The 14,067-nt window shown below is 71.3% G+C and carries 13 protein-coding genes; 6 read left to right on the forward strand and 7 right to left on the reverse strand.

From position 1 onward, the window contains the following. Positions 1-28 precede the first annotated feature (28 nt). The 4 genes from aztB to HWD93_RS03575 are packed head-to-tail and all read left to right on the forward strand — an operon-like array spanning position 29 to position 4,198. Positions 29-907 carry a zinc ABC transporter permease AztB gene (aztB, locus tag HWD93_RS03560; RefSeq protein WP_261646052.1) on the forward strand — a complete coding sequence of 293 codons (879 nt, stop codon included), beginning with the start codon at positions 29-31 and terminating at the stop codon, positions 905-907. Then, entirely contained in the window at positions 904-2,076 is a 1,173-nt protein-coding gene (locus tag HWD93_RS03565; RefSeq protein WP_261646053.1) for an ABC transporter, read from the forward strand. Before aztB ends, HWD93_RS03565 begins: the two co-directional genes overlap by 4 nt. Then, entirely contained in the window at positions 2,073-2,987 is a 915-nt protein-coding gene (locus tag HWD93_RS03570) for a metal ABC transporter substrate-binding protein (protein ID WP_083414059.1), read from the forward strand. The genes HWD93_RS03565 and HWD93_RS03570 overlap by 4 nt, the downstream gene beginning before the upstream one ends. Before the next feature lie 26 nt (positions 2,988-3,013). After that, positions 3,014-4,198 carry a hypothetical protein gene (locus HWD93_RS03575; RefSeq protein ID WP_261646054.1) on the forward strand — a complete coding sequence of 395 codons (1,185 nt, stop codon included), beginning with the start codon at positions 3,014-3,016 and terminating at the stop codon, positions 4,196-4,198. A 78-nt stretch (positions 4,199-4,276) separates the two neighbouring features. Here the strand turns inward: HWD93_RS03575 and HWD93_RS03580 are convergent, their stop codons facing one another. From HWD93_RS03580 to HWD93_RS03590, 3 genes are all read right to left on the reverse strand, one after another. Continuing rightward, entirely contained in the window at positions 4,277-5,131 is an 855-nt protein-coding gene (locus HWD93_RS03580; RefSeq protein WP_261646055.1) for a LamG domain-containing protein, read from the reverse strand. After that, entirely contained in the window at positions 5,128-6,009 is an 882-nt protein-coding gene (locus HWD93_RS03585; RefSeq protein ID WP_261646056.1) for a S26 family signal peptidase, read from the reverse strand. Before HWD93_RS03585 ends, HWD93_RS03580 begins: the two co-directional genes overlap by 4 nt. A gap of 112 nt (positions 6,010-6,121) precedes the next feature. Then, positions 6,122-6,775, reverse strand: coding sequence for a hypothetical protein (locus HWD93_RS03590; protein ID WP_071296464.1), 654 nt, complete (start codon positions 6,773-6,775; stop codon positions 6,122-6,124). 160 nt (positions 6,776-6,935) lie between these two features. Here HWD93_RS03590 and HWD93_RS03595 point away from each other — a divergent pair, with 160 nt between their 5' ends. Further along, positions 6,936-7,391, forward strand: coding sequence for a MarR family winged helix-turn-helix transcriptional regulator (locus HWD93_RS03595; RefSeq protein ID WP_070417293.1), 456 nt, complete (start codon positions 6,936-6,938; stop codon positions 7,389-7,391). An 84-nt stretch (positions 7,392-7,475) separates the two neighbouring features. Here the strand turns inward: HWD93_RS03595 and HWD93_RS03600 are convergent, their stop codons facing one another. The 4 genes from HWD93_RS03600 to HWD93_RS03615 are packed head-to-tail and all read right to left on the reverse strand — an operon-like array spanning position 7,476 to position 12,753. Next, positions 7,476-8,813 carry an ABC transporter substrate-binding protein gene (locus tag HWD93_RS03600; protein ID WP_261646057.1) on the reverse strand — a complete coding sequence of 446 codons (1,338 nt, stop codon included), beginning with the start codon at positions 8,811-8,813 and terminating at the stop codon, positions 7,476-7,478. 48 nt (positions 8,814-8,861) lie between these two features. Continuing rightward, positions 8,862-9,812 carry a carbohydrate ABC transporter permease gene (locus HWD93_RS03605; protein ID WP_229085845.1) on the reverse strand — a complete coding sequence of 317 codons (951 nt, stop codon included), beginning with the start codon at positions 9,810-9,812 and terminating at the stop codon, positions 8,862-8,864. Further along, positions 9,809-10,723, reverse strand: coding sequence for a carbohydrate ABC transporter permease (locus tag HWD93_RS03610; RefSeq protein WP_070417295.1), 915 nt, complete (start codon positions 10,721-10,723; stop codon positions 9,809-9,811). Before HWD93_RS03610 ends, HWD93_RS03605 begins: the two co-directional genes overlap by 4 nt. Then, positions 10,720-12,753 (reverse strand): beta-galactosidase, encoded by a 2,034-nt coding sequence (locus HWD93_RS03615; RefSeq protein WP_261646058.1) that lies wholly within the window; start codon positions 12,751-12,753, stop codon positions 10,720-10,722. The genes HWD93_RS03610 and HWD93_RS03615 overlap by 4 nt, the downstream gene beginning before the upstream one ends. 293 nt (positions 12,754-13,046) lie before the next feature. Between HWD93_RS03615 and HWD93_RS03620 the strand changes: the two genes are divergently transcribed. Then, positions 13,047-14,057 (forward strand): LacI family DNA-binding transcriptional regulator, encoded by a 1,011-nt coding sequence (locus tag HWD93_RS03620; RefSeq protein WP_175473741.1) that lies wholly within the window; start codon positions 13,047-13,049, stop codon positions 14,055-14,057. Positions 14,058-14,067: the final 10 nt, after the last annotated feature.

Raw genomic sequence — 14,067 nt, forward strand, 5'->3', positions numbered from 1 at the left:
TAGTCATTTTCATGTAGCGTCTCCGACCGTGACCTGGCTGACCGATCCCCTCTCCGTCGACTTCATGGTCCGTGCCCTCGTGGGCGGCGGACTGGCGGCGGTGCTCTGCGCGGTCGTCGGCACGTGGGTCCTCGTCCGCGGCATGGCCTTCCTCGGCGAAGCGCTGTCGCACGGCATGCTCCCCGGCGTCGCGATCGCCTCGCTGACCGGGTTCCCCGTCGCGCTGGGCGCCGCCGCCAGCGCCGCGGTGATGGTGCTCGGGGTCGGCGCACTCCGCCGTCGGGCCCGGCTCTCGTACGACACGTCGATCGGGCTCCTGTTCGTCGGCATGCTCGCGCTCGGGGTGATCATCGTCTCCTCCTCGAGGTCCTTCGCGACCGACGTCACCGCGATCCTGTTCGGTGACGTCCTCGCCGTCACCCGTGCGGACCTCACCGGCCTGACGATCGCCGTCGCGGTGGCGCTCGGGACCGCGGTGTTCTTCCACCGTCCGTTCACGGCAGCGGCGTTCGACGTCCGGAAGGCCGTGACCCTCGGCCTCCGCCCACGGGCCGCCGAGATCGTGCTGGTCGGGCTCGTCACGCTCGCGGTCGTCGCCTCGTACCGGGCGGTGGGCACGCTGCTCGTCGTCGGACTGCTCCTCGCCCCGGCAGCCGCCGCCCGTGCGTGGACCCGGCACGTCGGCTCGACGATGGTGCTCGCCGCCGGGATCGGCATCGCGGCCGTCCTCGTCGGGCTGCTCGTCTCGTGGCACCTCGGCACCGCCGCGGGAGCGAGCATCGCCGCCGTCGCCGTCGCCGGGGTCGGCCTCTCGCGCACGGCCGCGTCGCTCAGCACCCGGGTCCGCGACCGGACCCCCGGGACAGAACCACCGACAGCAGTACCAGCACCTCGAGAGGCAGCATGACCCACTCCACCCGGCGCGCTCCCACGCGCACCCTGCTCACCACGAGCCTCGTCGTCGGGCTCGCCGTCGCGACGGCGGGCTGCTCGTCGGGCACGGCCCCCGGCGACCCCAGCGCGACCGCCCGGCCACACGGCTTCGTCGAGGGGGCGAGCGAATCCCGGGAACCGCAGCTGCGCCTCCTGGCCGTCTCCGGAACGGGCGAGACCGCGCTGCACGACCTGCTCAGCAGCGAGTCGACCACGCTCGACGACGTCGACGTGCCCACGCACTCCGCCACCGACGGCCGGTTCCTCGTGACGAGCTCCGACAGCCGCACCACGATCGTGGACGGCGGCGCCTGGACGGTCGACCACGGCGACCACACCCACTACTACGCGGCGGAGCCGCGGGTCGTCGGCACGATGGCGGAGGGCGGTCCGGTCGAGGTGCACTCCTCCGAGGCGACCACGACGATCACCTGGCCGGAGCGGGACGAGGCGGTCGTGCTCGACCGGGCCGCGCTCGGCCAGGGGACCGTCGAGGAACGGACCCGGATCGACGCACGGGTCCTGCTCCCCGACGGAGACCGCCTCGTCGCCGCGACCGACGACGTCGTCCGGGTGCTCGACGCCGACGGCTCGCCGACCGGCACCGAGGCGGCGTGCACCGACCCGGCCGGAGGCATCGTCACCCGGGCCGGCTCGGTCGTCGGCTGTTCCGACGGCGCGGTGGTCGTGGACGACGACGGCGCGACGGCGGTGCCGTTGCCCGGCGGCGCCGAACGGCCGACCTCGTTCGCAGCCCGCGCCGGACGACCGACCGTGGCGGGCCTGGTCGGTGACGCCGGCTTCTGGCTGCTCGACAGCCGCGAGCACTCGTGGGGCCTGGTGCCGACCGAGCGCCCGCTCCGCGCCGTCGCCGCGGTCGACGACGCCGACGAGCACGTGGTCGGCGTCGACGACACTGGGCGGGTGGTGGTGCACACGCTCGCCACCGGAGCGATCGTCGCGACCGACCCACTGGTCGCCGACGACGCCCCGCCCCTGCTGCAGCTCGACGCGAACCGCGCCTACCTGGCCGACCGCGGGACGGGGACCGTGCACGAGATCGACTTCGCCGACGGCGCGCGGGTCGCCCGGACCATCGACCTCGGCGTGGCCCCGGCCGCGTTCGCGGAGGTCGGACTGTGACGCGGGCACGCACACGGGCCGTCGTCGTCACGGTCCTCGCCGTGGTGGGTGTCGCGTTCGGCGCGAGCGGGTGCACCGCTGCTCCCGGGCAGGACCGGCCACTCGTCGCCGTCACCACGAACATCCTCGGCGACGTCGTCTCGGAGGTCGTCGGCGACGCGGCCGAGGTGATGGTGCTCATGCCCGCCGGAGCGGACCCGCACTCGTTCGAGGTCTCCGCGCAGGAGGCCGCGCGACTCCGCACCGCCGACCTCGTGGTGGAGAACGGGCTGGGCCTCGAGGAGGGCGTGTCCCGGCACGTCCGGGCCGCGGCCGACGACGGCGTCCCGGTCTTCACGGCCGGCGACGCGGTCGACGCCCTGGAGTGGACGACCGAGGACGACAGCGGCCCGGACCCGCACCTCTGGACCGACCCCGCACGGATGGTCGACGTCGTCGAGGCGCTCGACGACGACCTCCGCGACGTGGGCGTCCAGGCGACCGGCACCGCGGACTACCTCGACGCCCTGCACGCGCTCGACGGGGAGATGCAGCAGGCCTTCGGCGCGCTCAGCCCCGGGCAGCGGGCCCTCGTGACGAACCACCACGTCTTCGGGTACCTCGCCGACCGGTACGACTTCCGGGTGGTGGGAGCCGTCATCCCGAGCGGGACGACGCTCGCCTCGCCCAGCGCGGCTGACCTGCGGGACCTTGCCGACGCGATCGCGGACGCCGGCGTGCCGACCGTCTTCGCGGATGCCTCGCAGCCGGCCCGGTTGGCCCAGGTCCTCGCGGACGAGGTCGACGTGCACGTCGAGATCCGCCCGCTGGCCACCGAGTCGCTCACGGCCGACGGACCCGCGTCCACCTACCTCGGGATGATGCGGTCGAACACCGAGGCGATCGTCGACGGACTGTCGGTTCGTAATTGAGAATGAGAATCAGTACAGTGTTCTGCATGACGACGACCAAGTCCCTGCGCACCGCGGCCCTGCCGGCCGCCCTGCTCAGCGCGGCCGCCCTTGCCCTCACCGGCTGCGCCGCCGACCCCTCCCCCTCCGAGCCGACGAGCACCGCGACCGAGCGCGCCGACGGCACCCGGATCACGCTCACGTACGACGGCGGCCTCCTCGTGCTCGACGACGACCTGCGCGTCCTGACCGACGACGCCGTCGACGGGTTCACCCGCGTCAACCCGGCAGGTGACGGACGGCACGTGCTCGTCACGGTGCCGAGCGGCTTCCGGGTGCTCGACACCGCGGCTGATCCGGCCCTCACCGACGCGGTCTTCCCCGCCGACACCGGGGGCCACGCGGTCGTCCACGGCGACCGGACGGCGCTCTTCGCCGACGGCACCGGCCAGGTGACGACGTTCGACAACACCGAACTCGACGGCGCCGAACTGCCCGACACCGAGACGACCGAGTCCGAGGCCGCGCACCACGGCGTCGCGATCGTGCTGGAGGACGGCACGCTGCTCACCACCATCGGCGACGAGGAGTCCCGCAGCGGGGTCCGTGCGCTCGACGCGGACGGGAAGGAGACCACCCGCGCCGAGGAGTGCCCGAACGTGCACGGCGAGGGCGCGGTCCAGGGCGACGTCGCGGTCTTCGGGTGCACCGACGGGGCACTCGTGTACGACGACGGCGCGTTCACGAAGCTCGACGCCCCGACCGAGTACGGCCGGACCGGCAACCTGTTCACGACCGACACGTCCTCGATCGCGCTCGGCGACTACAACGACGACCCGGACAGCGAGGGGTACCTCCTCCACCAGATCGCCCTGATCGACGCGGCATCCGGGTCCTACCGGGTCGCCGACGTGCCGGATGGCGTCGGCTACACGTTCCGGGACCTCGCCCGTGGTCCCGAGGACGAGGCCGTCGTGCTCGGGGACGACGGCGCGCTGCACACCTTCGACACGACGTCCGGCGAGCTGCTCGACTCCTTCCCGGTGATCGACCCGTGGGCGGGACCGGCCGAGTGGCAGGACGCCCACCCGGCACTGAAGGTCGCCGGCGACGTCGCCTACGTCACCGACCCTGCCGAGCGGCGGGTCCACGCGGTCGACCTCACGACCGGCGAGACCATCGCCTCGAGCGACGTGCTGCCCGGCGTGCCCAACGAGATGGCGATCGCGTAACGACGCGGACCCGACGAACGGACAGGCGGACGGGAGGCGCGGCGCCGGCTGGCACCGCGCCTCCCGTCCGTCGTCATCTCAGCGACCGGCCGCCGCGTGGTTCGCGACCTGGGTCGCCGACAGGACGGAGCCGTAGACCGCCGCGTACCGCATCGACCCCGTGAAGGCGAAGTTCGACGGCTGCCCGGGCCACCCGGACACGGTGTCGTACCCGATGCGGAAGTAGCCGGTGTAGTTCTCGGGCACGGTGAACGCGGTGTTCGACGCGACGAGTGCACCGTCCGCGTAGAGCCGCATCCCGGTACTGGCGGACATCGTCGCCACCACGTGGTGCCACGCGCCGTCCGTGTACGCCTTCGGTGACGTCACCACCTGGGTCGTCCCGTTGTAGGTGCCGAAGACGAGCTGCCCGGCAGTGTTGAGGTAGACCTGGCGGTCGTGCTGCCCGGACGCGGCGACCTGGTTGCTGCCGAACCCGACGAGCATGCCGCCGGCGACCGTCGTGCGGAACCAGACCTCCTCGCTGAAGGTGGTCGGGTTGGCGTACGACCGCGGCGTCGAGACGAAGCTCGTCGAGCCGTTCAGCGCGTACGAGCTCCCGGCGTCACGCGGGCAGGCGTTCGGGCTCGGGGTGGTCGCCGTCATCGAGCCCTGGTAGGTGCCGTTCAGGCCCTTGCCCGACCAGTCCGTGGCGGTCGTCGAACCGGAGGCCTCGCCGAGGCGGTAGGCGAAGAGGGCGGTCGAGGTGTCGGCACCGACCGCTGCGGCGCAGGTGAAGTAGGGCGCGGTCGCGGCGCTGTTGCCGGTGTTCGCGACCACAGCGCTGAAGGCGGACCGCGTCGGCGCGAACGCGTTGGCGAGGCCGACGACGGCGACGGCGAGGACCAGGACGAGGGCGACGACCCGGCCGTCACGGAGGCGGCGGAGTCTCACGAGGGGCGCACCGCCTCGACCCGACCGACGGCCAGGCAGAGCACGAGCGGGACGAGGCAGGCGACGACGAGGAGTGCCCACCCGACCGGCCCGAGGTCGATGTTCGAGGTGAGCTGGTAGTGCCCGTTCCTCGTGAGCTCGCGGATGACCATGTGCCCGACCTGCCCGTCGACGAGGTGGACGCTCTCGGCACCACGGGCCTCGACCCGGACCGGGAACATGCCGGAGGACACGATAGTGGCCTCGACGCCGCCGTGGGTGGCCGAGTTCGTGATGGTCGTGACGTTGACGAACGGCTTCAGGATGAAGGCCGCGTACGACAGCGTGAGTGCACCGCCGGCGATGCGGAGGCAGGTGCGGGTGACCCGGTCGGTGAACACGCTCGTGAGCGTCCAGATCACCAGCGTGCCGATGAGCAGGAGCGGCGCCGCCCGGAACAGCCACCCGAGGTTCGGGACGAGGAGCACCGGGGAACCGATGACGTTCTCCTGCGTGAGCGTCCACGGGTCGGTCGCGCCGTTGATGTCACCGCGGGTGTGCAGTCCGGCGGCGTCGACGTCGATGATGCGGTGGGTGTAGACGACGCCCGGGTTCGCCGCGGTCTCGAAGGAGACGACGTCGCCGACGCGCAGGGTGGCGACGTCCACGGGCAGGTCGAGGACGAGCGTGCCGACCGGCGCGGCCTCACCCATCGACGGCGTCTCGACGACGAACCACCGCCCACCGGCGGACAGGAACAGCACGGCGGCGGTGAGGAGGACGGCGGCGACCGCGGCGACCGTCCAGGCGAGGACCGTCTCGAAGCGAGTGGCGGTGTGGCCGCCGAGGAGCGGACGGTCGAGCGTGCCGCTGAGCGGGATGGCGGCGGTCTGGCTCATCTGCTGCTCCGGTCGTGTGCGGCTGGGCGGTGGGGGGGGTGGGACGGGGTGGGGTGATGGGTGGCGACGCTCGACCGGAGGGGGGTCGGTCGAGCGTCGCCGGTCGGGGTGGCTAGGCCGTGAAGGTCCAGGTCATCGGCACGGAGGCGGCGAGGCCCTGGTAGGTGTTGCCGGCCGAGGAGTCGAGCGTGACGGCGAAGGTGAACGGCACGGAGGCGCCGGCGGCCGGTGCGGCGGGCATCGTGAACGCCGAGGCGGCCGCACCCTTGAAGCTGGCGAGCGTGCCGCTGAACACCGTCGTCGAGCCGGAGGAGATGACGAGGTTCATCTTCGCGCAGAGGTCGGTCGCGGTGCCGTTCACCGAACCGTTCGCCGACTGGGTGCACGTGGCACCCGGGGTCAGGGTGAACGTCGAGGCGTTCGCGGTGCCGGTGTTCTTGATCGAGATCGCGGTCGTGACGGTGTTGCCGGGCGTCATCGTGGTGCTGCCGCCGAACTTGTTGATCGTCGAGCACGTGGCGGAGTTCGTCGAGACCGAGCCGCCGTCGGTGCTCGTGCACGTGACGGTGCCGCCGGCGTTCTGCTCCTGCATCGTGAGCGTGCCGCTGGCTGCGGTGTTGCTGCTGTTGGTGATGCTCGCGGCGAACCCGGAGAGGGTGCCGGTGAGCGAGAGGGAGAGCAGCACGGCGGCGAAGATGCCCGCGAGGAGTGCGACGGGGGCGAATCGGATCCGCTTCAGGGCGGAGGTGCGGAGCTTGTCGGACACGGGAACCTCTTCGGTCGGGCGTTCAGGGAAGTGGAGGAGCAATCGGCTCGGGCTCGTTTGCTTCGATCATCAAGATAGTCAGTTGTTCATCAAATTGACCACTCGTATACTGACCCCAGTGCGAGGGACGCCACCGCACCCGACCCGAAGCGAGGAACCCGTGACCCCTGCGCCGCCGACCGACCCGACCGACGCGGCCGACCTCATCGCGGCGTTCGACGCGGTCGTGCGCGCGAACGCGAGCCTCGTCGGACAGCTCAGCGCGCGGGCCGGCGTGCACGAGAACGCCCTGCGCGCGCTGGTGCTCGTGAGCGACACCGGCTACTCCACCCCCACCGAGGTGGCCGGGTACCTCGGGCTGACCTCCGGCGCCGTGACGAACATGATCGACCGCATGACGGCCGCCGACCTGCTCGAGCGCGCGCCGAACCCGAACGACCGCCGCGGTTCGCTGCTGCGGCTCCTGCCCGAGGGCGAGCGGGTCGTCCGCGAGCACCGGGAGCGGTACGCGCAGGTGCTCGCCGAGGTCGACCGGACGCACGCGGGCGGCCTGCTCGCGGTGCTCACCGACCTCGCGACGGGCCTGTACGGGTCGGCCGGCGAAGCGATGCGCTGACCCCACCCACCACACGACGGGAGGCACGGTGCCAGCTGGCACCGTGCCTCCCGTCCGTCGTGGGCGCGCGTCAGGACCCGCGCGTCATCCCTTCACCGGGATCGACTGCGCCTTCAGCGCCGCCACGGTCTTCGACTGCCCCGACTCGAGCGCGTCGAGGAGCGTGCCCTGCCCGGACGCCGCCTGCCCGAAGCCGTCCGACACGTCGGAGTAGGTCTGCGTCATCGTCGGACCCCAGGTGAAGGGCTGGATGTCCTTCGCCGCGGTCGCGAACTCCTCGTAGATCTTCTGGTTCCCGTAGAACGGCAGCCCCTCGGTCAGTGCCGGCAGCTCGGCGCCGGTCGACGAGGCGGGGTAGAGGTTGGCCTCCTTGTTCAGCGCCGCGAGTGCTTCCTTCGAGGTGTTCAGCCAGACCAGGAACTCCGACGCCTCGGCCGGGTGCTTGCTCCCCGCGAAGACGACGTTCGACGAACCGCCCCAGGCAGCGGACTTCGACTCACCCGCGGTCCACTGCGGCATCGGCGCGACGGCCCACTTGCCGGAGGTCGAGGGCGCACCGCTCGAGATGGTGCTCGCACCCCAGACGGCCGAGACCCAGGTCCAGTCCTGCCCCTTGTCGTAGGCGCTGTTCCACTGGTCGGTGAAGCTCGGCAGGGTGTTCACGAGCTTCTTGTCGATGAGGTCCTGCCAGTAGTCGGCGACCTTCTTCGACGCGCTGTCGGTCAGGTCCACCGTCCAGTCCGAACCGGAGTTCGAGAACCACTGGCCACCGGCCTGCGAGACGAGCCCGGCGAACTGGTTGACGTCGCCCTTGGCGAAGTTGGTGATGTTGCCGCCGAGCGCCTTGATCTTCACGGCGTCCTGGGCGTACTCCTCCCAGGTCTTCGGGACGTCGAGGCCGGCCTTCTCGAACAGGTCCTTGCGGTAGTACAGGGCCATCGGACCGGAGTCCTGCGGCACGGCGTAGACCGACTTCGACTCACCGAACGTGACCTGGTTCCAGAGGCCGTCGGAGAAGTCCTTCTTCGCGGCGCTGATGCCGGAGCACGCGCCGATGTCCTCGAGGCCGCCCTGCACGCGGAAGGCCGGCAGGGTGTCGTACTCGACCTGACCGATGTCCGGCGCCTGCTTCGCCTTGAGCTGGTTGAAGAAGTTCTGGTACGTGCCGCTGTTGCCGTTCGCGACGATGGAGACCTTGACCTGGATGTCCGGGTGCTCCTCGTTCCAGATGTCCACGACCTTGTCCATGTTGGGCACCCAGGTCGTGAAGTCGAGGGTGACCTTGCCGCTGGACGGCTTGCAGCTCGCGGCGGCCGTGTCGGATCCGGAGCCTGCGCCGCTGCCGCCGGTGCTGCAGCCGGCGAGGGCGACGGTCGCGGCGACCGCGACGGCGGCGACGCTGAGGAACTTCGTTGTCTTCATGCTGTTTCCGTTCGGGATGTGAGTGGGGTCGGTGGTGCTGGTCGGGGGCTACTTCAGGCCGCCGGCACCGAGGCCGGACCGCCAGAAGCGCTGCAGGGAGAGGAAGGCGACGAGGAGCGGGATGATCGAGACGAACGACCCGATGAGCACCAGGGTGCGGAGGTCCGGGTACTGGTTCACGCTCGAGTTCCACGTGTAGAGGCCGAGGGTGACGGGGAACAGCGACGAGTCGCGGAGCATCACGAGTGGCAGGAAGAAGTTGTTCCAGATGGCGACGAACTGGAACAGGAAGATCGTCACGAGCGCCGGCGACATGAGCCGGACGGCCACGGTGAAGAACGTGCGGACCTCGCCGGAGCCGTCGATGCGGGCGGCCTCGATGATCTCGTCCGGCACGCTCGACGCCGCGAACAGCCGCGACAGGTACACGCCGAACGGGCTGACGATGCTCGGCAGGAAGACCGACCAGAACGTGTCCGTCAGGTCGACCTGGCTGAAGATGAGGAACAGCGGCAGGGCCAGCGCGGTCGCCGGCACGAGGACGCCGCCGAGGAACACGTTGAAGAGCGCCTCGCGTCCGCGGAACCGGTACTTCGCCAGCGCGTAGCCGCACATCGCCGACAGGACGGTGCCGATGAGTCCGGCGACACCGGCGTAGGCGATGCTGTTGAGCATCCAGCGCACGTACACGCCGTCCTGCCGGGTGAACAGCTCGCCCAGGTTCGCGACGAAGTCCTGCACCGACGAGGCGCTGAACCACAGCGAGAACGTCGTGTTGAAGTTCGCGGTCGTCTTGGTCGACGACACGAACAGCCAGAAGATCGGCAGCAGGAAGTAGATCGTGAAGACGCCCATCACGAGCATCGCGGCGCTGCGCGAGATGACGCTCTCGCGCGGTCCGCGCGCACCGTGCTGCAGGGGCCTGGAGGCGCGGTTCGGCTCGAGCGGTCGGCCGGCGGTCCGCACGGCGTCGCGTCGGCTCGGTGCGTTGACGGTCACTGGTCAGCCTTCCGCTGGGTCAGTCGGAGGAACCCGATCGACAGGACGAAGGTCGCGACCGCGAGGACGACGGAGAACGCGGCGGCGAGGTTGAAGTTGGGCACCGACGAGGTCGAGTAGACGAGCATGTTCGGCGTGAAGGTCGACGAGATCGTCGAGGTGAACTGCCGGAACACGGTCGGTTCGGTGAGGAGCTGCAGGGTGCCGATGACGGAGAACACCGCGGTGAGCACGATCGCCGGCACCACCATCGGGATCTTGATCGACCAGGCGATCCGGAACTGCGACGCCCCGTCGAGCTTCGCAGCCTCGTAGATCTCGGTCGGGATCGCCAGGAGCGACGAGTAGATGATGAGCATGTTGTAGCCGACGTAGACCCAGGTCACGACGTTCGCGACGGCCCAGAGGACGGTGCCGGAGCCGAGCAGGTCGACCTTCGACGTCACGGCGGAGAACGGCGAGAGGTTCGGCGCGTAGAGGTAGCCCCACATGATCGCGGCGATGACGCCGGGCACCGCGTACGGCGCGAAGAACGCCAGGCGGAAGAACCGCTTGCCGCGCAGCAGGGGCGAGTCGAGCAGGAGCGCGAACACCAGTGCGAGGGCGAGCATCACCGGCACCTGCACGACACCGAAGAGCAGCACGCGGAGGATCGAGCCCCAGAACTCGCTGTTCTGGAACACGAGCACGTACTGGCTCAGTCCGCCGAACACCTGCGTCGGCGCACCGAAGGTCCCCTGGCGCTCGATCTTCTGCAGCGACTGCCACACGGCGTAGAGGATCGGGACGAGGTAGAACGCGGTGAAGAGCACGGCGAACGGCGTGACGAAGACGGCGATCGCGCGGCGGTACCGGAAGCCCCCGCCGCGTCGACGTCGGGCGACCCGGGGTCGCTGGGCTGTGGTGGTCATGGGCGCTTCCTGTCCGTGCGGATGATCTGGGTGCCACCGGGGGCGATGGTCGTGGTGCCGGTCCGGGGTCGGTCGGCGACGAGGTCGTGGCCCGTCACGTGGTGCTCGACGGGCTGGTCGGTGTGGTTGAGCAGGAACACCCACTCGTGCTGGTCGTCGCGGCGTCGGACGACCTCGAGGCCGGGCTGCGCGGCGGGGTCCGGTGCGACGCCGACCTCGGCGAGGACGTCACCGAGCAGGCCGCGGAGCGTGTCGGCGCCGAGGACGGTGGAGACGTACCAGGCGGCTCCGGCACCGTGCGCGTTGCGGGTGACCGCGGGAGATCCGGCGAGCTGGCCGGCGGCGTAGTCGAGCACGCTCGTCGCGCCGCGGAGCTCGACGGGTTCGCTCCAGACGGTGCCGGTGGAGCCGTCGGACAGGGCGACGTGCGCGTCGGCGGCGAGCGGCAGGAACTCGTCGACCCGCACGCCGAGCAGGTCGCGGAAGGCACCGGGGTACCCGCCGGTCCGCACGCGGTCACGCTCGTCGACGATGCCGCTGAAGAACGTGACGACCGCCCGGCCCCCGGCGGCGACGTGGTCGGCGACGACCGCGGCGTGCTCGTCGCGCACCAGGTAGAGCTCTGGGACGAGCACGACGGCGTAGCCGTCGAGCGGCGCACCCGGCGCCACGACGTCCACCGTCACGCCGAGGTCCCACAGCGCGCCGTGGAACGCGTGGACCTGTTCCAGGTAGCGGAGCGCGGTGGTGGGGTGCGCCTCCAGGTCGGCCGCCCACTGGTTCTCCCAGCTGAAGACGAGCGCGACGTCCGCGACGACGCGGGAACCGCGCAGTTCGCCGAGCCGCTCGACCAGGTCGCCGAGCTCGACGACGTCACGCCAGCCGCGGGAGTCGGTCCCGGCGTGCGGGAGCAGCGCGGAGTGGAACTTCTCGCTGCCCTGGACGGACGCGCGCCACTGGAAGAAGCAGACCCCGTCGGCACCGCGGGCGATGTGCGCCACGGTGTTCCGGAGCATCTCCCCCGGTGCCTTGGCGACGTTGTGCGGCTGCCAGTTCACCGCGCCCGTCGAGTGCTCCATGAGCAGCCAGGGCGCCCCGCCCGCGAGCCCTCGCGTGGTGTCGGCGGCGAAGGAGAGCTCGACGTGCGGTCGGGGCAGACGGTGGTCGAGGTAGTGGTCGTTCGCGATGACGTCCATGTCCGCCGTCCACGACCAGTAGTCGAGCGCGGTGATGTGCGCCGCGACCATGAAGTTCGTCGTCACCGGCTTGTCGCTCAGATTGCGGAGCACCTCGGCCTCGGCGCGGTGGTGCGCGAGCAGCTCGTCGGACGAGAACCGGTCGAAGTCGAGCGTCTGGCCGGGGTTCGTGAAGGACAGGGTCGCCCGGGGCGGCAGGACCTGCTCCCACGCGGAGTAGCGCTGGCTCCAGAACGCGGTGCCCCACGCGGCGTTGAGCTCGTCGACGGTGCCGTACCGGGCGCGGAGCCACGTGCGGAACGCCTCGGCCGAGACGTCGCAGTAGCAGTGCGCGTTGTGGCAGCCGAGCTCGTTCGAGACGTGCCAGAGCTTGACCGCGGGGTGGTCGCCGTAGCGCTCGGCGGTGGCGCGGACCAGGGCGAGGGCGTGCTCGCGGTACACCGGCGAGCTCGGGCAGAACGCCTGGCGTCCGCCCGGCCAGCGGGTGGTGCCGTCGGCGACGACCGGCAGGACCTCGGGGTGGGCGGTCGTCAGCCACGGCGGGGTGGAGGCCGTCCCTGTGCCGAGGTCGACCCCGATGCCGGCGCCGTGCAGGAGCTCGATGACCCGGTCGAGCGCGGCGAAGTCGTACTCGCCCCGGCGCGGCTCGACGTGCGACCAGCCGAAGACGTTGATCGCGACGAGGTTCACGCCTGCCTCGCGCATGAGCCGGACGTCCTCGACCCAGACCTCGGGGTCCCACTGCTCGGGGTTGTAGTCGCACCCGAACGCCAGGCCGGTCGAGCCGAGCCCGAGCGCGCCGGTGGCGGCCGTCGGCAGGGTGGTGGTGGTCACGTCGGGTCCTCGCTGATCGGGGCGGCGCTGCACCGTCCGGTCGCGAACGACCCCTTCGACGGCGAAGGTCACCCAGGTTCTGGGAGCGCTCCCAGTTCGCACCGACCGAACGGAGTCGGAGGGTTCTGGGAGCGCTCCCAGAGTAAACGACACAATTCCTGCCGTGTCAACACGACCGTGCCGAACCGGGTATCCGACGTCGAACCAGCACCGACGCCCGGTTCGACGTCGCGATCGTGGTTCGACGCCGTCCGACCGCCGATCCGCGGGTGTCCAGCCGCTATCGTTGCCGCATGTCCGCCCGTTCCCGCGCCACGATCCAGGACGTCGCCGACGAGGCCGGACTCTCCCGCGGGACCGTCTCCCGCGTGCTCAACGACGAACCGTACGTGTCACCCAGGGCCCGCGAAGCCGTGCAGGACGCCGTTCGCCGCGTCGGCTACGTGCGGAGCGCCGCCGCACGCAGTCTCGTCACCCGGCGGTCCGGCGCCGTGGCGCTCATCGTGCACGAGCCGAGCGTCCAGGTGCTCGACGACCCGAACATCGGCAACATCCTCATCGGCACGAACGCCGTCCTGTCCGAGGCGGACCAGCAGCTCGTCACGATCATGGTCGACTCCGCCCGCGACAACGAGCGCGTCGTGGAGTACCTGCGCGGCGGCTTCGTCGACGGCGCGATCGTGCTCTCCGCCCGCGACGGCGATCCCGTCACCCGGGCGATCGAGCAGATCGGGCTGCCGGCGTGCTTCGTCGGCCACCCGTCCGACGCGCCGAACACGTCGTGGATCGGCATCGACAACCGCGCCGCGGCCGAGCAGATCACCCGACGGCTCGTGGACACCGGCCGCCGACGCATCGGGATGCTCGCGTCCGGCCTCGACCGCGACTCCGGCCAGGATCGCTTGGCGGGGTTCACCGCGGCGCTCGGCGACCGCTTCGACCCCGGGCTCGTCGCGCGGAACCCGCTCTTCAGCTACACCGCCGGGGTCGAGGGCATGCGCGAGCTGCTCGACCGAGCGCCGGACGTCGACGGGGTCTTCGCGGCGTCGGACGCCGTCGCCGCCGGCGCGATGGACGTCCTGCAGCGTGCCGGTCGGTCGGTCCCGGGGGACGTCGGCGTGGTGGGCTTCGACGACAGCGCGTGGGCACTCCGGTGCGATCCGCCGCTCTCGACCGTCCGGCAGCCCGCCCGGACCCTTGGTGAGCACGCGGCGCGGCAGGTGCTCGAGCAGATCGCGGGGACGGACGACACCCCGCGCGGGTTCGTCCTGCCCACCGAGGTGGTCTGGCGCGGCAGCGCCTGACACGCCCGCG

This window comes from Curtobacterium sp. C2H10, assembly GCF_025407985.1.
Classification (GTDB): domain Bacteria; phylum Actinomycetota; class Actinomycetes; order Actinomycetales; family Microbacteriaceae; genus Curtobacterium.

Bases quoted from the DNA above. Each gene is read 5' to 3' on its own strand.
- HWD93_RS03565 (WP_261646053.1), top strand. From the start codon at position 904: ATGACCCACTCCACCCGGCGCGCTCCCACGCGCACCCTGCTCACCACG.
- HWD93_RS03575 (WP_261646054.1), top strand. From the start codon at position 3,014: ATGACGACGACCAAGTCCCTGCGCACCGCGGCCCTGCCGGCCGCCCTG.
- HWD93_RS03585 (WP_261646056.1), bottom strand. From the start codon at position 6,009: ATGAGCCAGACCGCCGCCATCCCGCTCAGCGGCACGCTCGACCGTCCG.
- HWD93_RS03600 (WP_261646057.1), bottom strand. From the start codon at position 8,813: ATGAAGACAACGAAGTTCCTCAGCGTCGCCGCCGTCGCGGTCGCCGCG.
- HWD93_RS03610 (WP_070417295.1), bottom strand. From the start codon at position 10,723: ATGACCACCACAGCCCAGCGACCCCGGGTCGCCCGACGTCGACGCGGC.
- HWD93_RS03620 (WP_175473741.1), top strand. From the start codon at position 13,047: ATGTCCGCCCGTTCCCGCGCCACGATCCAGGACGTCGCCGACGAGGCC.